This is a genomic window from Streptomyces sp. NPDC042371 (assembly GCF_056437465.1).
The window spans coordinates 201974-220705 of sequence record NZ_JBWKAP010000006.1; the positions used below are offsets into that span (position 1 = coordinate 201974).

The following is an 18732-nucleotide window of genomic DNA, read 5'->3' on the forward strand; positions in this document are numbered from 1 at the left end:
GGTCAGTGCTGCTCGGGCGAGGGCTCCGGAGACGCGGTGTCGGGGCGTGCGTACGTACGCCCCTTCCACGCGGCACCACGCCCCCTGTAGTGCTGCACCGCCGAGTCCACCGTCATCAGGAGGTAGAGGAACGCGGTGCCGGGCAGCAGCAGCGCGAGCGGGAGCGGCTGGCGGTAGTAGCGGACCATCGGCAGATACGTCGCCGTCATCACCAGCCAGGCGAGGCCACCGGCGACCGCCGCTGCCCGGCTGCCCGTGGCGAGTCCCGCGAACAGCGCCACCGGAGGGGCGAGATACAGCACGGCGAGACCGGCGACCGTGCCGATGAGCAGCAGGACGTTGTGCCGCAGCTGGGCGTACGCGCTGCGCGAGACCATCCGCCACAGGTCGCCGAGGCGGGGATAAGGCCGCACGCTGTCCACGCCCTCGGCGAGCCCGAGCCAGATGTGGCCGCCCGAGCGCTTCACCGCCCGCGCGAGCGCCACGTCGTCGATCACCGCCTGCCGGATGGCATCGGGGATCCGGGCGCGCTCGGCGGCGTCCGTGCGCAGCAGCACACAGCCGCCCGCCGCGGCGGCCGTCCGCGACCCCTTCCCGGCGATCCACCGGAAGGGATAGAGCTGCGCGAAGAAGTACACGAAGGCCGGGACCACCAGACGCTCCCACAGGCTCTCCACCCGCAGTCTGGCCATCTGTGACACGAGGTCGTAGCCCCCGCTGCCCGCCGCGGCCACCAACTGGCGCAGGCTGTCCGGTTCATGGGCGATGTCCGCGTCGGTGAGCAGCAGATACTCGGGGTCCCGCGCGCGGGCCAGACCGATGCCATGACGTACCGCCCAGAGCTTGCCCGTCCAGCCCGCGGGCGGCTCGCCAGGGGAGCCGACGGTCAGCGGCAGCCCGCCGTGGCGCTCGGCCAGCGCCCGCGCCAGCTCGCCCGTGCCGTCCGAACTCCCGTCGTCGACAAGGAAGACCTCGGCCCGCCCCGGATAGTCCTGCGCGAGCAGCGAGGGCAGGCTCAGCGGCAGCACCGCCGCCTCGTCCCGCGCGGGCACGACGACACCGACCGAAGGCCAGTCGGCGGGATCCCGGCGTGGCGGCAGACGCATGTCCGTACGCCAGAAGAAGCCCTGCCCCAACAGCAGCCACAGCCACGCGGCAAGCGATCCGGTGGCGATCCACGCAACGGCGCTCATCCGCCGAAGTCTGCCCCACGGGACGGTGCCTGTGGGGCCCATCGACTATGGTGACCGGGTGAAGATCGCGCTCATGGACTCCGGCATCGGACTGCTCGCCGCGGCGGCCGCGGTGCGTCGCCTTCGGCCCGACGCCGATCTCGTCCTCTCCTCGGACCCGGACGGCATGCCCTGGGGACCGCGCACTCCGGAGGACCTCACCGAGCGCGCCGTCGCCGTCGCCGAAGCCGCCGCCGCACACCGTCCCGACGCGCTGATCGTGGCCTGCAACACCGCCTCCGTGCACGCGCTGCCCACCGTGCGGGCCCGCCTTGAGCCCGGCATCCCGGTCATCGGGACCGTTCCGGCGATCAAGCCCGCGGCCGCGGGCGGCGGACCCGTGGCCATCTGGGCCACGCCCGCCACCACCGGCAGCCCCTATCAGCGCGGGCTCATCGACGACTTCGCGAACGGGGTCGAGGTCACCGAGGTGCCCTGCCCCGGCCTCGCCGACGCCGTGCAGTACGCGGACGAGGCGGCCATCGACGAGACGATCGCAGCCGCCGCGGCCCTCACGCCGCGCGATGTAAGGGCCGTCGTCCTGGGCTGCACCCATTACGAGCTGGTTGCCGAGCGTATTCGTGCCGCCGTCCAGCAGCCCGGTCGGCCGCCGCTGGTCCTGCACGGTTCGGCCGGTGCGGTGGCGGCCCAGGCGCTGCGCAGGGCCGACGCCGCCGTGGGCGCCTCGGCCGTCACGCCAGGCCTCACCGTCCTGCTCAGCGGGCGCGAGGAGCAGCTGCCCCTGGCGGCACTCACGTACGCCGAGGGGCGCATGCTCGCGGAGACCAGCCCGGCGCTCTGACGCGGCTGTCACGCTCCGTCACGCGGTGGCTTCGCGGCGGAATCTGAGTAGTCTCGACTGCATGAAGGACCACGCCCCCGAAGAGCGGGCCGCATCCGACAGCCCGCACGAAGTCTGGACCGGACGCGCGACCAACCGCGTCCAGTGGCTGCTCGCGTGCGCCGGTGCCGCCTGCATGGCGCTCGGCATCGAGCTCGCGGTCGATTCCATGTGGACCTCGGGCGTCGCACCGCTGGCCATGTCCGTCGTGGGATGCATCGCCGTCGGACTCCTGATGCTCTTCGGGACGCTCGCCTTCGTCCATGTGGCCGTGAAGGTCGAGAAGGACTACCTGGAGGTGCGCTGCGGCCACCTGGGCCTGCCGCGCCGCCACATTCCGCTCTCGCACGTCGTCGGCGCGGACTTCGCGCCCGCCGTGACGCCCCGGCAGTGGGGCGGCTGGGGATACCGCTGGCGCCCCGAGAAGGGCACCGCCGTGGTGGTCCGGCGCGGTGAGGCGCTGGTGCTGAGCCTGGGCGACGGCCACAAGTTCACGGTGACGGTCGACAACGCCGAGTCGGCGGTGCGCGCGATCAGGGCCCGCCTGGGCCTCACCGGTACCCCGAGCTGACCGCGGCGCCTTCCTGCGGCTCGTCGGCCAGCGGCCGGGCCGTTGCGATGCCCGCGAGGATCCCCGCCCCGGTCGTCACCGTCGTCACGCTCAGCGCGTTGCCCACCGCCGCCACGGCCGTCAGTGCCGTGAGCGCCGCGCCCGCCGACAGGACGACCTGGGTCGAGCCGGGGGAGAGCCACAGCGCGTACAGGAGCCAGCAGAACACCGCGGCCAGCAGCGCCACCCCGACGAGCCCCTGCTCCGACGCCTGCTGGAGCGCGGCCGAGTGCGGCTTGTCGTCCGCCAGGAAGTCGCCGGAGTCGCCGGAGTCGCCGGTGGCCACCGGGCTGACGTCGCCGAACCTGCCGGGGCCGACCCCCATGGCGGGCTCCCGCTCCGCGAGGCCCAGCGCGTCCTGCCACAGCAGCACGCGGTGGTGGCCGACGCTGCCCTCCAGCGGTGCCGTCAGACCCTCGGGGAGCGAGTCGTCGGCCAGGGCCAGCGAAGCGCCGGTGACCAGCACCGACGCGACGGCAAGTCCGATGATGCCCAGGGCCCGGTGCCGCAGCCGGGCCGCCGCGAGCGAGCAGAGCAGCACCACGACGGATCCGGCGCAGCCGACCGGCGAGCCGAGGGCCGCCGCGGCACCGGCGATCCCCGCGGCGAGCAGCCGCAGCGCCAGACGTGCCGAAGGGACCCGGGCCGCCCAGGCCGCGCAGCAGGCCGCCCCGGCCGAGAGGATCAGCAGTGCCGCGGTCGCACCGGTGTGGCCCAGGGGAGAGGAGGGGCTGAGCGTGAGGCGCGGCGCCGCCACGGCGAGACCGAGCCCCGCGACAGCTCCCGCACCCGGCGCGGCGACCGGCAGCAGCGCCCCGCAGATCCGTCCGCCCGCATAACCCGCGGCCACGGCGAGCACCGCGAGGAGCATCCCCTCGGGGCTGCCGCCGTGCACACCCGCGGTGATCAGTGCCCAGGCGGCGCAGGCGCCGAGCAGCGCGCCGCCTGTCGCGTCGGACGCGCTCCGCCGCTCGTGCGCCGCTGCCGGACCGGCCGGCACGGCCGTACCCGTTGACCCCACCCCGTCGCCCCCCGGTATGTGACGGGTCCCCACCGGCACGGACCGCTCCACGGTGACGTGGACCGGACGGCCTCGGGGACTCGGCCACACGCTAATGGGTGACGCCCCACTTTGGGACCAGTTGTGCAGGAACGATTCGTCGAACATCCGCGCGCCGGGTTCCCCGTCGCCCGGCGGAGCCCTCCCCGCCCGAGCTGTCGGCGCCCAGGTGAGGCGCCGTACACTCCCCGAGTGACCGCCACCACCACTCCCGTGGACGAGCCCGGCCGGCTCGATCCGCAGCCCCCGCAGGCCTCCCGTGCCGTGCGCCTCCTGCGCCGATCGGTGCCCGCCGCCGTGGCGGCCCTCTCCGGAGTGCTGCTCTACGTCAGCTTCCCGCCCCGCACCCTGTGGTGGCTGGCGCTCCCGGCCTTCGGCGCCCTCGCCTGGTGTCTGCACGGCCGCACCTGGAAGGCGGGCCTCGGCCTCGGCTACCTCTTCGGCCTCGGCTTCCTGCTGCCGCTCCTCGTGTGGACCGGCGTCGAGGTCGGCCCGGGCCCGTGGCTGGCGCTCGCCGCGGTCGAGGCTGTCTTCGTCGCCCTCGTGGGCGCGGGCATCGCGGCCGTCTCCCGGCTGCCCGGATATCCGCTCTGGGCGGCGGCCCTGTGGATCGCGGGAGAGGCGGCACGCGCGCGCGTGCCGTTCAACGGATTCCCCTGGGGGAAGATCGCCTTCGGCCAGGCGGACGGCGTGTTCCTGCCGCTCGCCGCACTCGGCGGCACCCCCGTGCTCGGCTTCGCGGTCGTCCTGTGCGGCTTCGGGCTGTACGAAGTCGTGCGCCAGGTCGTCGACGTACGCGGCACCCGCGTCGTGCGCCGGGGCGCGGCGGCCGTCGCCGCGCTCAGCGTGCTCGTCCCCGTCGTCGGCGCCTTCGCGGCGCGCCCGCTCGTCAGCGACGAGGCGGAGGACGGCACGGCGACCATCGCCGCGATCCAGGGCAACGTCCCGCGCGCGGGACTCGGCTTCAACGCACAGCGCCGCGCGGTCCTCGACCACCACGTGCTCGAGACCGAGCGCCTCGCCGCCGAGGTGAAGGCGGGCAAGGCCAAGCGCCCGGACCTCGTCCTGTGGCCGGAGAACTCCTCCGACATCGACCCGTTCACCAACCCCGACGCGCGCCTCGCGATCGAGGGCGCGGTCAAGGCCATCGGCGTGCCGGTCTCCGTCGGCGGCGTCGTCGAGAACAAGGACGGCAAGCTCTACAACGAGCAGATCCTCTGGGACCCCGAGAAGGGCCCCACGCACACGTACGACAAGCGGCAGATCCAGCCGTTCGGTGAGTACATCCCGCTGCGCTCGCTGATCAGCGCGTTCAGCAGCGACGTCGACAAGGTGCGCCGGGACTTCAGCCGCGGCACCAAGCCCGGCGTCTTCACGATGGCCGGAACGAAGGTGGGCATCGCCACCTGCTACGAGGCGGCCTTCGACTGGGCGGTGCGCGACACCGTCACCCACGGCGCGCAGATCATCTCGGTGCCCAGCAACAACGCCACCTTCGACCGCAGCGAGATGACCTACCAGCAGCTCGCCATGTCCCGGATCCGCGCGGTCGAGCACAGCCGCGCCGTCGCGGTTCCCGTGACCAGCGGCGTCAGCGCCGTGATCATGCCCGACGGCAAGGTCAGGGCGAAGACGAAGTGGTACACCGCCGACTCGCTCGTCGAGGAGGTCCCGCTGCGCTCGTCGCAGACCCCCGCCACCCGGCTCGGCGTGCTGCCCGAGGGCATCCTGGTCCTGATCGCCGCGGGCGGTCTCGGCTGGGCCGTGACGTCGGCGGCGCGGGCCCGGCGGAGCGCGGAGAAGTAGCCGCGGAGAAGTAACGCAGAGAAGCAACGCGGAGAAGTAACTGCCGCTCGCGGGGCCCTGATCGGTGATCCCGGGCCCCGGACCGGGCGGTGGCGCGGCGCAGTTAGGGTCGGACCATGGCTACTCCTGATTTCATCCGCACCATTCGGGCCGACGCGGGCCGGCAGCTCCTCTGGCTCCCCGGAGTCACCGCCATCGTCTTCGACGACGAGGGAAGGGTGCTGCTCGGGCGGCGCTCCGACAACGGCAGGTGGTCGGCGATCGGCGGCATCCCGGAGCCGGGTGAGCAGCCCGCGGAGTGCGCGGTGCGCGAGGTGTACGAGGAGACGGCCGTGCACTGCGTGCCCGAGCGCGTGGTCCTGGTGCAGGCCCTCGAAAAGGTGACGTACGACAACGGCGACATCTGCCAGTACATGGACACCACCCTGCGCTGCCGTGCCGTCGGCGGCGAGGCGCGGGTCAACGACGACGAGTCGCTCGAAGTGGCGTGGTTCGACGTGGACGCGCTGCCCGAACTGCACGACTTCTCCCTGTCCCGGATCAAGCGGGCACTGGCGGACGAGCCCACCTGGTTCGAGCCCGCCCAGCCCGCACAGTGAGCCACGGAGCCCCCGCACCTACCCTGCGGGGGCTCGCCGCTCTCCGTTAGCCTGAGGGCACGATGAACCGTTTGAGCACGTCATGGGGCGCGTACGACCTCACCCGCTTCCCGGAGGATCCCCGCGACCAGCTGCGCGCCTGGTCGGCGGCCGACGCCTATCTGCTGCGGCAGTTGACGGGCGAGGAGGAGGCGGCGCCCGACGGCTTCTCCGACACGGTCGACCTCTCGGGGACGGTGGCCGTCCTCGGCGACCGATGGGGCGCACTGACCACCGCCCTCGCCGGGCACGCGCGCGTGCCGGTCCAGATCACCGACTCCTTCCTCGCCCAGCAGGCGACCCGCGCCAACCTCGCGCGGGCGGGCCACGCGCCGGACGCGGCACGGCTCCTGACGACCGGGGACGCTCCGCCCGCCCGCGTCGACGTGCTCCTCGTCCGCGTACCGAAGAGCCTCGCGCTCCTGGAGGACCAGCTCCACCGGCTCGCGCCCGCCCTGCACGAAGGCACGGTCGTCATCGGCACCGGCATGGTCACCGAGATCCACACGTCGACGCTGGACCTCTTCGAGCGGATTATCGGCCCGACCAGGACCTCGCTCGCCCGGCAGAAGGCGCGGCTCGTCTTCTGTGCCCCGGACCCGGCGCGCGCCGCCGGAGCCAACCCCTGGCCCGGCAGTTATGTGCTGCCCGCCGACTCCGGGGCGGGCGCGGGCCTCACCGTCGTCAACCACGCGGGCATCTTCTGCGCCGACCGCCTCGACATCGGCACCCGCTTCTTCCTCAAGCACCTGCCGCGCGCCCGCGGCGGCGCCCACGTCGTCGACCTGGGCTGCGGCAACGGAGTGCTCGGCACCGCCGCCTCCGTCGCCGACCCCGACGCCACGGTCACCTTCATCGACGAGTCCTTCCAGGCCGTCGCCTCCGCCGAGGCCACCTTCCGCGCCAACGCCGCGGACGACGCCAAGGCCCACTTCGTGGCCGGTGACGCCCTTGCCGCCGTACCGCCGGGGACGGTGGACGTCGTCCTGAACAACCCGCCGTTCCACAGCCACCAGGCCACGACCGACGCGACCGCCCGCCGCATGTTCACCGGCGCCCGCGCCGCGCTGCGCCCCGGCGGCGAGCTGTGGGTCATCGGCAACCGCCACCTCGGCTACCACGTGCAGCTCCGCAAGCTCTTCGGCAACGCGGAAGTGGTCGCGAGCGACCCGAAGTTCGTGCTGCTGCGGGCGGTCAAGGGCGAGCGCTGACTCCTCGCGGCAGGGGGCTGTTCCGGTCGGGGCCCGTGCGGCCCTCCCACGGACGGCCGCACGGTGGCAGTGTCATGGTCGGCCCCGGCCCGGTGGCGGCCGTCCCGTACGGCTGATGTGCTGGGACGCGGAGCCGACTGTGCCGTAGCCCCGCACGACTGACCGGCCGTTCCCGTGGAACCCGCGGGGCACCCCCGACATCAGCCGTACGCACCGAACCCCGCGAGGAGGACCTAGTGGCACCCGTGGTGAAGGACCGGCTGGCCGCACTGGACGCCCACTGGCGCGCCGCCAACTATCTGGCCGTCGGCCAGATCTACCTGATGAGCAACCCCCTGCTGGCCGAGCCCTTGCGGCCCGAGCACATCAAGCCGCGTCTGCTCGGACACTGGGGCACCTCGCCCGGCCTCAACCTGGTCCACACCCACCTCAACCGCGTCATCCAGGAGCGGGACCTGGACGCGCTGTGCGTGTGGGGTCCGGGCCACGGCGGTCCCGCCGTCCTCGCCAACTCCTGGCTGGAGGGCAGCTACACACAGACGTACCCGGACGTCACGCGGGACGCGCAGGGCATGGCACGGCTGTTCCGGCAGTTCTCGTTCCCCGGCGGCGTGCCCAGCCACGTGGCCCCCGAGACGCCCGGTTCGATCCACGAGGGCGGCGAGCTCGGCTACTCGCTCGCGCACGCCTACGGAGCCGCCCTGGACAACCCTGACCTCCTGGTCGCCTGCGTGATCGGCGACGGCGAGGCCGAGACCGGGCCGCTGGCCGCATCCTGGCACTGCAACAAGTTCCAGGACCCCGTGCACGACGGCGCGGTCCTGCCGATCCTCCACCTCAACGGCTACAAGATCGCCAACCCGACGGTGCTGGCCCGGCTGCCCGAGTACGAACTCGACGCGCTCCTCAAGGGGTACGGACACGAGCCGCTGTACGTCGCCGGTGACGAGCCCCACGAGGTGCACCAGGCGCTGGCCGCGGCGATGGACCAGGCACTCGACCGCATCGGCGCCATCCAGCAGGCCGCCCGGAGCGGCGGCGGCGCGCACGGCCGCGCCCCCTGGCCGATGATCGTGCTGCGCACGCCCAAGGGCTGGACCGGCCCGGCCACCGTGGACGGTGAGCCCGTCGAGAACACCTGGCGGGCGCACCAGGTGCCGCTGTCCGGAGTCCGCGAGAACCCGGAGCATCTGCGGCAGTTGGAGGAGTGGCTGCGTTCGTACCGCCCCGAGGAGCTCTTCGACGGGGACGGCCGCCCCACCGAGCAGGTCGTGTCCTGCGTTCCGCAGGGCGAGCGCCGACTCGGTGCCACCCCGCACGCCGACGGCGGCAGGCTCACCCGACGGCTGCCCGTCCCGCCGCTCGAGCGGTTCGCCGTCACCGTCGACAAGCCGGGCACGACGCTGCACGAGCCGACCCGGGTCACGGGCGGCCTGCTCGCGCAGGTCATGGCGGACACCGCGGAGCGCCGCGACTTCCGGGTCGTCGGCCCGGACGAGACCGAGTCCAACCGGCTCGGCGCGCTGTACGACGTCACGGGCAAGGCCTGGCAGGACCGGACCCTCGGCACGGACGAGCACCTCGCCAGCGACGGCCGCGTCATGGAGGTCCTCTCCGAGCACCTCTGCCAGGGCTGGCTGGAGGGATACACGCTCACCGGCCGCCACGGCCTGTTCTCCTGCTACGAAGCGTTCGTCCACATCGTCGACTCGATGGTCAACCAGCACATCAAGTGGCTGAAGACCTCGCGCGCGCTGCCCTGGCGGGCGCCCGTGCCTTCGTTGAACTACCTGCTCACCTCGCACGTCTGGCGGCAGGACCACAACGGCTTCTCGCACCAGGACCCGGGCTTCGTGGACCACGTCCTGAACAAGAGCCCCCATGTCGTACGCGTCTACCTCCCGCCGGACGCGAACACCCTGCTCTGCGTGACCGAGCACGTCCTGCACAGCCGCGACTACGTCAACGTCGTCGTCGCCGGCAAGCAGCCCTGCTTCGACTGGCTCTCCCTCGACGACGCCCGCGCCCACTGCGCGCGCGGGGCGGGCGTCTGGGCGTGGGCCGGGACGGAGGACGGGACGCGGGAACCGGACGTGGTCCTCGCCTGCGCCGGTGACGTGCCCACGCAGGAGGTGCTCGCCGCGGCGGCGCTGCTCCGCTCCCACCTGCCCGAGCTCACCGTGCGCGTCGTCAACGTCGTCGACATCGCCCGCCTGATGCCCAGCGGGGAGCACCCGCACGGGATGGCCGACTCCGAGTTCGACGCGCTCTTCACCCGCGACAAGCCGGTGATATTCGCGTACCACGGCTATCCGTGGCTGATCCACCGCCTCGCCTACCGCCGCACCGGCCACGCCAACCTGCACGTGCGCGGCTACACGGAGGCGGGCACGACCACCACACCCTTCGACATGGTCGTCCGCAACGACCTCGACCGGTACCGCCTCGTCATGGACGTCATCGACCGCGTCCCCGGCCTGGGCGTGCGCGCGACGGGCGTGCGTCAGGCGATGACCGACGCCCGCACCCGCCACCACGCCTGGATCCGCGAGCACGGCACGGACCTCCCCGAGGTGGCCGACTGGACGTGGCCGTACTGAACGAGCTGTTTCCGAGGAGCCGCACCGCCCTCGGCCCGGGGGCGGTGCACGTGCCGGACTGGCTGGCACCGGAGGCGCAGCTGAGGCTTCTGGCGGCCTGCCGGGAGTGGGCGGGGCCGCCCGCCGGGCTGCGGGTGGTCAGGACGCCCGGCGGCGGCTCGATGACGGCGCGGCAGGTCTGCCTGGGCTGGCACTGGTATCCGTACGGGTACGCGCGCACCGTGGTCGACGGGGACGGCGCCCCGGTGAAGCCGATGCCGCCGTGGCTCGCCGGTCTTGGCCGCCGGGCGGCCGAAGTGGCCGGTCACGACGTCGAGGACCCGTACGACATCGCCCTCGTCAACTTCTATGACGCCGACGCGCGGATGGGCATGCACCGCGACAGCGACGAGGAGTCGGACGCCGCGGTGGTGTCACTGAGCCTCGGGGACACGGGCGTCTTCCGCTTCGGCAACACGCAGACGCGCACGAAGCCCTACACGGACATCGAGCTGCGCAGCGGTGACCTGGTGGTCTTCGGCGGTGCCTCACGGCTCGCCTACCACGGGGTGCCGCGCGTGCTCCCCGGCACGGCGCCGCCGGAGCTGGGGCTGGCCGGGCGGCTGAACATCACGCTGCGCGTCAGCGGGTTCTCGGAGCGGGGCTGAGCGCGTCCGAGCCGCGTCTACGCCGCGTCGTGGAAGACGAGCCCCAGCGACCTGCGCAGCCCCGACCGCACCGTGCTCACCCCGTGCCTCACCGGCCCCGCGGACCAGCCGCGCGCGGAGCGGACCGGGCGGTCGCGCGTGGTGAAGACCAGGCCGTGGCCCTGCTTCAGGACCGTCGACGTGCCCCGGGACTGGGCCCGCGGCCGCTGTTCGACGAGCAGGAACTCGCCGCCCGTGTAGTCGCTGCCCTGCTCGTCCAGGCCGATGACGACCTGGAGCGGGAAGACCATGTCCCCGAACAGGTCGCGGTGCAGGGCGTTCCAGTCGCCCTCCTCGTAGCGCAGCAGGATCTGGGAGGACTTGGTCTGGCCCGCCGCGTGGCACCGGTCGAGCCACTCCTCCAGGGAGTCGGGCCAGGGGGCCGGGCGGCCGAGGCGGTCCGCCCAGTCGCGGGCGACGGCGAGCAGGTGCGGATAGAGCGCCGACCGCAGCTCGGCGACGGGGCCCGGAAGGTCGTGGGTGAAGTAGCGGTACTGCCCGGAGCCGAAGCGGTGCCTTGCCATGTCGACGGTGGAGCGGAACAGGGTGAGGTCGTCGTAGAGCTCGGCGATGCGGCGGCACCCGGCCGGGTCGATCAGCCGGGGCGTGAGTGCGCAGCCGTGCGCGTCGAGCTCGGTGGCGAGCGCCGCCCAGTCCGCCGAGTCGACCGCCGCGTCGGGCGTGCGTGCGGTGGTGGTCACGTCGCCTCCAGGTCGAGGAGCTGCTGCTTGCGCTCCAGGCCGCCCGCGTATCCGGTGAGGGAGTCGTCGGCGCCGATGACCCGGTGGCAGGGGCGCACGACGAGGAGCGGATTGCGTCCGATGGCGGTGCCGAGGGCGCGGACCGCGGCGCGGGAGAGGCCGAGCTGTTCGGCGAGCCGCCCGTAGGTGGTCGTGGTGCCGTAGGGGACCGAGTCCACCGCCGCCCAGACCTTGCGCTGGAATTCGGTGCCCGCCCCGGTGGCGTACTCGATGTCGAAGTGCGTCAGACCGCCGGAGAAGTACGAGCGCAGCTGCGCGGTGATCGCGTCGAAGGCCGCGTCGTCGCGCACCCAGTCCGCCAGGACGGCGGCACCGCCCTTCTGGCCGGGCACGGACAGCGAGACCAGCGCGGTGCCGCCCTTGGCGGTGGCCGACTCCTCGCCCACCAGCAGCAGCTCGCCCAGCGGGCTGTCGGTCGTCGTGTAGACGGTCATCGGACTCTCCTCGGTGGTGCCTGGTTCTCTGAGCTTGACGTGGTCGAGTCTGGCTCGCGCGCGCGAGCCGGGCTGGCGGGATTCGGACATCGCCCTGAGGCACCGGGAACGAGACTCCGCTCACGCTTTATGCAACTAGTTGCATAACGGTAGTGGCTGGTCTACAACTGTCCTGTAGACACCGCGTACGGAGGGGCCGCATGAGCCGTTACCCGAACCTGCTGAACCCGCTCGACCTGGGCTTCACCACCCTGCCCAACCGGGTCCTCATGGGCTCCATGCACGTGGGCCTGGAAGAGGCGCCGAACGGCTTCGAGCGGATGGCGGAGTTCTACGCGACCCGCGCGCGCGGCGGCGTCGGCCTCATCGTCACCGGCGGCATCGCCCCGAACGAGCTGGGCCGCCCTTGGGACGGCGGCGCCAAGCTGACCACCGAGGACGAGGCGAAGGAGCACGAGGCGATCACCGCCGCCGTGCACGCCGAGGGCGGGAAGATCGCGATGCAGATCCTCCACTTCGGGCGGTACGCCTACCACGACAAGCTGGTGGCCCCCAGCGCGCTCCAGGCGCCGATCAGCCCCTTCGTGCCCCGCGAACTCACCGACGACGAGGTCGAGCAGACCGTCGAGGACTTCGTGCGCGCCGCCGAGCTCGCCAAGTCCGCGGGCTACGACGGCGTCGAAGTCATGGGCTCCGAGGGCTACTTGATCAACGAGTTCATCGCGGCCCCCACCAACCAGCGCACCGACCGCTGGGGCGGCTCCTACGAGAACCGCATCCGCTTCCCCGTCGAGATCGTCCGCCGCACCCGCGAGCGCGTCGGCGCCGATTTCATCATCATCTACCGCCTCTCCATGCTGGACCTCGTCCCCGGCGGCTCGACGCTCGACGAGGTCGTCCAGCTCGCCAAGGAGATCGAGACGGCGGGCGCGACCATCATCAACACCGGCATCGGCTGGCACGAGGCGCGCATCCCCACCATCGCGACGTCGGTGCCCCGCGGCGCGTACAGCTTCGTGACGAAGAAGCTCATGGGCGAGGTCTCCGTGCCGCTCGTGACCGTCAACCGCATCAACACCCCCGAGATCGCCGAGCAGTTGCTGGCGGACGGCGCCGCCGACATGGTGTCGCTGGCCCGCCCGCTGCTCGCCGACCCCGACTTCGTCAACAAGGCGAAGGACGAGCGGCCCGAGGCCATCAACACCTGTATCGGCTGCAACCAGGCCTGCCTGGACCACACCTTCAACCTGCAGATCACCTCCTGCCTGGTGAACCCCCGCGCCTGCCACGAGACCGAGCTCGTGCTCGCGCCCACCCGCACCAAGAAGCGCCTCGCCGTCGTCGGCGCGGGCCCCGCCGGTCTCGCCTTCGCCGTCTCGGCGGCCGAGCGCGGCCACGACGTCACCCTCTTCGACGCCGCCGACGAGATCGGCGGCCAGCTCAACGTCGCCCGCAAGATCCCCGGCAAGGAGGAGTTCGACGAGACCCTGCGGTACTTCCGCACCCAGCTCGACCTGCGCGGCGTGGACGTCAGGCTGAACACCGTCGTCACCGCGGACGAGCTCGCAGGGGATGCCTTCGACGAGGTGGTCGTCGCCGCCGGTGTCACCCCCCGTACCCCCGAGATCCCCGGCATCGACCACCCCAGCGTCGTCGGCTACCTCGACGTGCTGCGCGACGAGGCCCCCGTGGGGGAGCGGGTCGCGATCATCGGCGCGGGCGGCATCGGCTTCGACGTCGCCGAGTTCCTCACCGACGGCGGCGAAAAGGCGAGCCTGGACCCGGCGACGTACTTCCGGCAGTGGGGCGTCGACATGGACTACCGCGAGCGCGGCGGCCTGACGAAGCCCGAGCGGCCGACGCCGCCGCGCACCGTCCACCTGCTGCAGCGCAAGACGTCCAAGGTCGGCAAGGGCCTCGGCAAGACCACGGGCTGGATCCACCGCACCGAACTGCGCCACCGCGGCGTCGCGATGGTGGCGGGCGTGAGCTACGACCTGATCGACGACGCGGGCCTGCACATCACCGTCGAGGGCGAGTCCTCCGTGATCCCGGTCGACACGGTCGTGCTCTGCTCCGGCCAGGAGCCGCGCCGCGACCTGTACGAGGAGCTCGTCGCCGCAGGCGCCCCGGTGCACCTCATCGGCGGCGCGGACGTGGCCGCCGAGCTGGACGCCAAGCGCGCCATCAAGCAGGGCACGGAGCTGGCCGCCGCGCTGTGAGGCGGCCCCGCCTCCGGCGGCGCCGTCCCTAGGATTGCCCCATGTCACTCCCGCACGCGATCCTCACCGCGCTCCTGGAGAAGCCCTCGTCGGGCCTCGAACTGACGCGCAGGTTCGACAAGTCGATCGGCTACTTCTGGTCGGCGACGCACCAGCAGATCTACCGCGAGCTGGGCAGGCTGGAGCGGGACGGCGCCATCCGGGCGCTGCCGCGGCAGGGGGCGACGCGTGGGCAGAAGAAGGAGTACGAGGTGCTTCCGGCGGGCCGCGACGAACTGGCCCGCTGGACGGCCGCGAGCCAGGACCCCAAGCCCCTGCGCGACACGCTCCTGCTGCGCCTGCGCGCCGCCGCGGTCGTGGGCACGGCGGGCGTCCAGGAGGACCTGCACCGTCATCTCGCCCTCCACCGGCGGCAGTTGGCCGAGTACGAGGAGATCGAGAAGCGGGACTTCCCGCCCGGCAAGGACGCGGTCGAGGACCGGCTCCGCCATGTCGTGCTGCGCGCGGGCATCGACCTGGAGACGTTCTGGACGCAGTGGCTCACGCGGACGATCGAGGAACTGGAGGCGCCGTGACGGATACGGCGCCCCGATTCCACCAGTGGCCGACGACGCGCCGCTAGCTGATGTTGATGTGGGTGTTGAAGCGGATGTTACTCCTTCGTCATGGCGACTCTCCCTCCCCGGTGCCGTGGGTGCGGCGCTGTGTGGGTCCGGGCGCGCGGCCCGGATGCGCAACGTCCCACCGGGCCGGGAGGCCGTCATCGGGTGGCGCGTCCTCCGCTCCCCAGGGTCGGCTCCTCGGGGTCCCAGCCCTCCGGCAGCGGCTGCGGCGGCACGATCTGGGTGCCGATCGGGAGGAACTCGGCATGCTCCGCGGAGTGCGTGATCGCGCTCATCGTCTGCAGGACGTGCAGCGCGAGCGCGCCGGACGCCCGGTGGGCCCCGCCGCCGCGCACGGCACGGGCCATGTCGACCACGCCGAGTCCACGGCCGTCGGTCCGCCCCCGCACGGGCAGTTCGCGCCAGCCGTCGGAGCCGTTCGGGAGCAGCTTCAGCGGCCCGCCGAACGTGTTCGGGTCGGGCACGGAGAGGGTGCCCTCGGTGCCGGTGATCTCGAAGCGGATGCGGGGCAGCGCCGAGTCGAAGCTGAACGTCGAGTCGGCCCGCACCCCCGAGGCGAACCGGATGAGCGACGACACGTGCGTCGGTACGTCGACGGGGAAGACCTGGCCCGCCTTGGGCCCCGACCCGACGACCCGTTCCTCGCGGGCGCGCGCCCCCGTCGCGGCCACCTGCTCCACGCTGCCGAACAGGGCGACGAGCGAGGTCAGGTAGTACGGCCCGAGGTCGAAGAGCGGGCCCGCGCCCGGCTGGTAGAAGAACGCGGGATCGGGGTGCCAGGCCTCAGGGCCGAGGCCCTGCGTCACCGTCGTCGCCGCCACCGGAGCGCCGATGTGCCCGGCCGCGACGGCCCGCAGCGCCGACTGCAAGCCCGCGCCGAGGAACGTGTCCGGCGCGTTGCCGACGAGGAGCCCCCGCTCCGACGCCTCGGCGAGCAGCTTCTCCGCCTCCGCGGGCGCGAGGGTGATGGGCTTCTCGCCGTAGACGTGCTTCCCGGCGCGCAGGGCGGCCGTCGCCACCTGCGCGTGGGCGGCGGGCACGGTGAGATTGACGACCAGCTCGACCTCGGGCAGGGCAAGCACCTCGGCCGGGCCGCCCGACACGGGTATGCCGTAGGTGCGGGCCACGGCTGCGGCCCGCACCTCGTCGAGGTCGGCGACGGCCACGACCCGGACGTCAGGGAAGCGGCTCAGCGTACGCAGGTACTGGGCGCTGATGACGCCCGCGCCGACGACGGCGACGCCGACGGGGCCCGAGCCGACGGGGGCCGAGGTCATGCCGCCTCCAGCGAGCCGAGGTACGTACGGCTGGCCGCGAGCTCGTCGAAGAGGGTGTCGGCGTCGCCCGCGCAGGAGTCGAACTCGACGATCCGCCAGGCGTCGGGCGCGGCGGCGAGGATCTCCGGCACGGGCATGGTGCCGCCGCCGACCGCCACGTTCGGGTCCTCCTTCGTGCCGGGCCCGTCCTTGAGGTGCAGGGCCCGCACACGGTCGCCGAGGCGGCGCAGGAGCTCGGGGACCTCGGCGCCGCCGACCGCCGCCCAGTAGGTGTCGATCTCCAGGAACACGGCGGGGTCGAGGAGTTCGGCGAGCACGTCGACGGCGTGCGGGAGCAGTGCTTGTCCGTTGCCTCCGTCGCCTTCGTCGTCGAAGCGGGGCTCGATCTCCCACCAGTGGTTGTGGTAGCCGATGCGTATGCCGTGCCGACGGGCCACCTCGGCAAGGGAGTTGAGACGGTCGGCGGTCCGTGCGAGGCCGTCGCGCGAGGCGAACTCCTCGGGCGGGATGCCCGCCGGGACGATCGCCAGGTCGGTGCCGAGCACCGCCACCGCGTCGAGGACGGGGTCCGGGTCGGGGCCGAGCAGTTGCACGGCGTGCGTGCCGGACACGGTGAGCCCGAGGTCGTCGACGATCCGCCGCAGCCCCTTCGGGTCGCCGAGCACGTCGTACGCCTCCACCGCGCCGTACCCGAGACCGGCGAGGCGGCGCAGCGTCCCCTCCCGGTCGGCGACGAGCTGATCGCGCACGGAGTAGAGCTGAACGCTGAGCGGTCGTGGCATGAACGCGCCCTCCCTGTCGGCTGGGAGGACGGTATGTCGGTTCGGTGGGGCGGGCAAGGGTGCCTCGGCATGCGACTGCCGCCCCTCCTCGGTGGTGACGGAGGGGCGGCAGCCGGTGGTGCCGTGCCGGTCGTGGTCCGATCAGGTACGCCCGGCAGCGCCGCGACGGCGCAGGTACCAGACGCCGCCGACCGCCGCCGCGGCCACCAGCGTCCCGCCGCCGACGAGCGTCAGCGTGCCCCGGTCCTCGGAACCGCCGCCGAGCCCGCCGCGGACGCCGCGCGCGGGCGCGGTCGTCGAGGAGGTCGTCGGCGTACTGCCGACGGTGACAGTCTGCGGCCCGACGGACGTGCCGTCCTTGCAGGAGACGAGCACGGTGTAGGAGCCGGAGCTGACGTTCTGCCAAGAAGCGCTGCCGTTGACCAGCTCCGCCTGTTGTCCTCCGGCGAAGCTGGCATTGGCGGCGCCCATCAGCGACGCCGTGCCGCCGTCGGTGCATGCGGCGGTGGTGGCCCGCACGGTGGAACCGGTGGCGGTGACGGTGAGGTCGCCGCCGCCCGCGAACGCCGAAGGAGCGGTCAGGAGAAGCGGCAGCGCGCCGGCGGCGGCGATCAGGCCGGTACGGACGCATATCTGACGGGTACGCATGAGTCTGCCCTCCGGTGACACGGGAGGCGGTACAACCCATGCGCCGCCGCAGTCGGGGAAGGGCCCGTGCTACCTGACGAAGAGCCAACGTGCCGCGAGCGGGGAGCGCATGCGGACGGCCGCCGGGCAGGTGACGGAATCCATCGTCCGGCGCAGACGCGTCGTGGCAGACGTGTCACGGGGGACGTGTCATGGGGGACGTGTCACTGCGGAGCGGGGACCAGGCCGTCCGCGACGAGTCCCTCGTACACCGCCTGACCGAGCGTCTGGACCGCGGACTGCGGGCGCACCATCACGGTGAACTCCTTGATCCGCCCCTCCTCGTCGAAGTGCAGCAGGTCGATGCCGTGGATCTCCTTGCCGTTCACGGTGGTGCGGAAGAGCAGCACGTCCGACTCGGCCTCGGTGCCGTCGGCGCTGGTCTGCGCCTCGCCCGCGTACGCACCCACGTACCGGAAGTCCTCGAACGTGCGCAGCAGCACGCCGAAGAGCCCGAGTACCATCGGGCGGCCTTCGAAGGGCGTGAACTTCACCGGGCTGTAGAAGCGGACGTCCGGAGTGAAGAGCTCTTCGAGGGCGTCGAGGTCGCGCTGCTCCACGATGGTGCGGAAGCGCGCGGCGGTGGGGTGGGTCATGTCTGCTCCAGAGCTCCATAGTCAAGAATCTGAGTAGTCACATTGATGACTATGATGAGGGTGCTGGACGACGAAAGGGAAGGGGCCCGGGAGATGGCTCTGCGGCACGCGGTGCTCGCGGCACTGCTGGACGGCGAGTACAGCGGCTACCAACTGGCCAAGGGTTTTGACATCGGCGTGGCCAACTTCTGGCACGCGCTGCCCCAGCAGCTCTACGCCGAGCTGGCCAAGCTGGAGACGGAGGGCCTGGTCGCCGGGCGGGAGGTCGTCCAGGAGGGGCGGCCCAACAAGCGGCTCTTCCACGTCACCGACGAGGGCCTCGCCGAGATGGAGCGGTTCGCCGCCCGGGCCGCGAAGCCGTCCTTCATCCGCGACGACCTGCTGGTCAAGGTGCAGGCCGTCGACGGTGTGGCCGCCGCGCCCGTCATCGAGCAGCTCACCGAGCGTGCGGCGGTCGCCGACGCGAAGATCGAGGTCCTGGAGAAGCTCCTCGTACGGCTGCGGGGCGGCGCCGACGAGGACGACTTCCTGCGCACCGGCGAGCGCGTCGGCCCCTATCTGACCTGCCTGCGCGGCCTCGCCTTCGAGCGGGAGTCCCGCGACTGGTGCCGACGCGCGGCGGCGCTCCTGGATGAGCGGGCCGCCGCCGCGCGCGGACGGTCATGA

At 72.7% G+C, this 18732-nt stretch carries 18 protein-coding genes; 10 read left to right on the forward strand and 8 right to left on the reverse strand.

Annotation, left to right across the window (positions count from 1 at the left end; all coding sequences use genetic code 11):
• Positions 1 to 2: 2 nt before the first annotated feature.
• Positions 3 to 1193, reverse strand: coding sequence for a glycosyltransferase (locus tag AC068B_RS19965; RefSeq protein WP_478672926.1), 1191 nt, complete (start codon positions 1191 to 1193; stop codon positions 3 to 5).
• A gap of 58 nt (positions 1194 to 1251) precedes the next feature.
• On the opposite strand from AC068B_RS19965, the gene AC068B_RS19970 reads away from it, so the two are divergent.
• On the forward strand, positions 1252 to 2034 hold the full coding sequence (locus tag AC068B_RS19970) for a glutamate racemase (RefSeq protein ID WP_478672928.1): 783 nt from the start codon (positions 1252 to 1254) through the stop codon (positions 2032 to 2034).
• 61 nt (positions 2035 to 2095) lie between these two features.
• Positions 2096 to 2644, forward strand: coding sequence for a hypothetical protein (locus tag AC068B_RS19975; RefSeq protein ID WP_356253587.1), 549 nt, complete (start codon positions 2096 to 2098; stop codon positions 2642 to 2644).
• On the opposite strand, the gene AC068B_RS19980 is transcribed toward AC068B_RS19975, so the two are convergent.
• Complete coding sequence (locus AC068B_RS19980; RefSeq protein WP_478672929.1) at positions 2625 to 3683, reverse strand: O-antigen ligase family protein; 1059 nt, start codon at positions 3681 to 3683, stop codon at positions 2625 to 2627. The two genes, AC068B_RS19975 and AC068B_RS19980, sit on opposite strands and share 20 nt — an antisense overlap.
• Before the next feature lie 252 nt (positions 3684 to 3935).
• Here AC068B_RS19980 and lnt point away from each other — a divergent pair, with 252 nt between their 5' ends.
• The 5 genes from lnt (at position 3936) to AC068B_RS20005 (ending at position 10645) form a co-directional block, all read left to right on the forward strand.
• Positions 3936 to 5549: an apolipoprotein N-acyltransferase gene (gene lnt, locus AC068B_RS19985; RefSeq protein WP_478672930.1), complete on the forward strand. Its 1614-nt coding sequence runs from the start codon at positions 3936 to 3938 to the stop codon at positions 5547 to 5549.
• Positions 5550 to 5665: 116 nt separating this feature from the next.
• The gene (locus tag AC068B_RS19990; RefSeq protein ID WP_478672932.1) at positions 5666 to 6148 is read left to right on the forward strand and encodes an NUDIX hydrolase; all 483 of its coding nucleotides are present in this window, start codon (positions 5666 to 5668) and stop codon (positions 6146 to 6148) included.
• Between the two features lie 62 nt (positions 6149 to 6210).
• Complete coding sequence (locus AC068B_RS19995; RefSeq protein ID WP_478672933.1) at positions 6211 to 7398, forward strand: methyltransferase; 1188 nt, start codon at positions 6211 to 6213, stop codon at positions 7396 to 7398.
• A 236-nt stretch (positions 7399 to 7634) separates the two neighbouring features.
• Positions 7635 to 9998, forward strand: coding sequence for a phosphoketolase family protein (locus AC068B_RS20000; RefSeq protein WP_478672934.1), 2364 nt, complete (start codon positions 7635 to 7637; stop codon positions 9996 to 9998).
• A complete protein-coding gene (locus AC068B_RS20005) occupies positions 9986 to 10645 on the forward strand; it encodes an alpha-ketoglutarate-dependent dioxygenase AlkB family protein (protein ID WP_478672935.1) in 660 nt (219 codons plus the stop codon). The genes AC068B_RS20000 and AC068B_RS20005 overlap by 13 nt, the downstream gene beginning before the upstream one ends.
• Positions 10646 to 10662: 17 nt before the next feature.
• On the opposite strand, the gene AC068B_RS20010 is transcribed toward AC068B_RS20005, so the two are convergent.
• Positions 10663 to 11385 (reverse strand): 2OG-Fe(II) oxygenase, encoded by a 723-nt coding sequence (locus AC068B_RS20010; RefSeq protein WP_478672936.1) that lies wholly within the window; start codon positions 11383 to 11385, stop codon positions 10663 to 10665.
• On the reverse strand, positions 11382 to 11879 hold the full coding sequence (locus tag AC068B_RS20015) for a methylated-DNA--[protein]-cysteine S-methyltransferase (RefSeq protein ID WP_478672938.1): 498 nt from the start codon (positions 11877 to 11879) through the stop codon (positions 11382 to 11384). Before AC068B_RS20015 ends, AC068B_RS20010 begins: the two co-directional genes overlap by 4 nt.
• Positions 11880 to 12079: 200 nt before the next feature.
• Between AC068B_RS20015 and AC068B_RS20020 the strand changes: the two genes are divergently transcribed.
• The gene (locus tag AC068B_RS20020; RefSeq protein ID WP_478672939.1) at positions 12080 to 14101 is read left to right on the forward strand and encodes an oxidoreductase; all 2022 of its coding nucleotides are present in this window, start codon (positions 12080 to 12082) and stop codon (positions 14099 to 14101) included.
• A 41-nt stretch (positions 14102 to 14142) separates the two neighbouring features.
• Positions 14143 to 14676, forward strand: a complete 534-nt coding sequence (locus tag AC068B_RS20025) for a PadR family transcriptional regulator (protein WP_356253560.1) — start codon at positions 14143 to 14145, stop codon at positions 14674 to 14676.
• 185 nt (positions 14677 to 14861) lie between these two features.
• On the opposite strand, the gene AC068B_RS20030 is transcribed toward AC068B_RS20025, so the two are convergent.
• From AC068B_RS20030 to AC068B_RS20045, 4 genes are all read right to left on the reverse strand, one after another.
• Entirely contained in the window at positions 14862 to 16001 is a 1140-nt protein-coding gene (locus AC068B_RS20030; protein ID WP_478672940.1) for a Gfo/Idh/MocA family protein, read from the reverse strand.
• Positions 15998 to 16783 (reverse strand): sugar phosphate isomerase/epimerase family protein, encoded by a 786-nt coding sequence (locus AC068B_RS20035; RefSeq protein WP_478672942.1) that lies wholly within the window; start codon positions 16781 to 16783, stop codon positions 15998 to 16000. Before AC068B_RS20035 ends, AC068B_RS20030 begins: the two co-directional genes overlap by 4 nt.
• Positions 16784 to 16924: 141 nt before the next feature.
• Positions 16925 to 17431 carry a hypothetical protein gene (locus AC068B_RS20040; RefSeq protein ID WP_478672943.1) on the reverse strand — a complete coding sequence of 169 codons (507 nt, stop codon included), beginning with the start codon at positions 17429 to 17431 and terminating at the stop codon, positions 16925 to 16927.
• 203 nt (positions 17432 to 17634) lie between these two features.
• Positions 17635 to 18066 (reverse strand): nuclear transport factor 2 family protein, encoded by a 432-nt coding sequence (locus AC068B_RS20045; RefSeq protein ID WP_356253546.1) that lies wholly within the window; start codon positions 18064 to 18066, stop codon positions 17635 to 17637.
• Positions 18067 to 18159: 93 nt separating this feature from the next.
• On the opposite strand from AC068B_RS20045, the gene AC068B_RS20050 reads away from it, so the two are divergent.
• Positions 18160 to 18732 (forward strand): PadR family transcriptional regulator, encoded by a 573-nt coding sequence (locus AC068B_RS20050; RefSeq protein WP_478672944.1) that lies wholly within the window; start codon positions 18160 to 18162, stop codon positions 18730 to 18732.

What these genes read in the sequence shown, in the direction of transcription:
- AC068B_RS19965 (WP_478672926.1), bottom strand. Translation starts at nt 1,193, where the DNA reads ATGAGCGCCGTTGCGTGGATCGCCACCGGATCGCTTGCCGCGTGGCTG.
- AC068B_RS19975 (WP_356253587.1), top strand. Translation starts at nt 2,096, where the DNA reads ATGAAGGACCACGCCCCCGAAGAGCGGGCCGCATCCGACAGCCCGCAC.
- AC068B_RS19990 (WP_478672932.1), top strand. Translation starts at nt 5,666, where the DNA reads ATGGCTACTCCTGATTTCATCCGCACCATTCGGGCCGACGCGGGCCGG.
- AC068B_RS19995 (WP_478672933.1), top strand. Translation starts at nt 6,211, where the DNA reads ATGAACCGTTTGAGCACGTCATGGGGCGCGTACGACCTCACCCGCTTC.
- AC068B_RS20015 (WP_478672938.1), bottom strand. Translation starts at nt 11,879, where the DNA reads ATGACCGTCTACACGACGACCGACAGCCCGCTGGGCGAGCTGCTGCTG.
- AC068B_RS20020 (WP_478672939.1), top strand. Translation starts at nt 12,080, where the DNA reads ATGAGCCGTTACCCGAACCTGCTGAACCCGCTCGACCTGGGCTTCACC.
- AC068B_RS20025 (WP_356253560.1), top strand. Translation starts at nt 14,143, where the DNA reads ATGTCACTCCCGCACGCGATCCTCACCGCGCTCCTGGAGAAGCCCTCG.
- AC068B_RS20030 (WP_478672940.1), bottom strand. Translation starts at nt 16,001, where the DNA reads ATGACCTCGGCCCCCGTCGGCTCGGGCCCCGTCGGCGTCGCCGTCGTC.
- AC068B_RS20035 (WP_478672942.1), bottom strand. Translation starts at nt 16,783, where the DNA reads ATGCCACGACCGCTCAGCGTTCAGCTCTACTCCGTGCGCGATCAGCTC.
- AC068B_RS20040 (WP_478672943.1), bottom strand. Translation starts at nt 17,431, where the DNA reads ATGCGTACCCGTCAGATATGCGTCCGTACCGGCCTGATCGCCGCCGCC.
- AC068B_RS20045 (WP_356253546.1), bottom strand. Translation starts at nt 18,066, where the DNA reads ATGACCCACCCCACCGCCGCGCGCTTCCGCACCATCGTGGAGCAGCGC.
- AC068B_RS20050 (WP_478672944.1), top strand. Translation starts at nt 18,160, where the DNA reads ATGGCTCTGCGGCACGCGGTGCTCGCGGCACTGCTGGACGGCGAGTAC.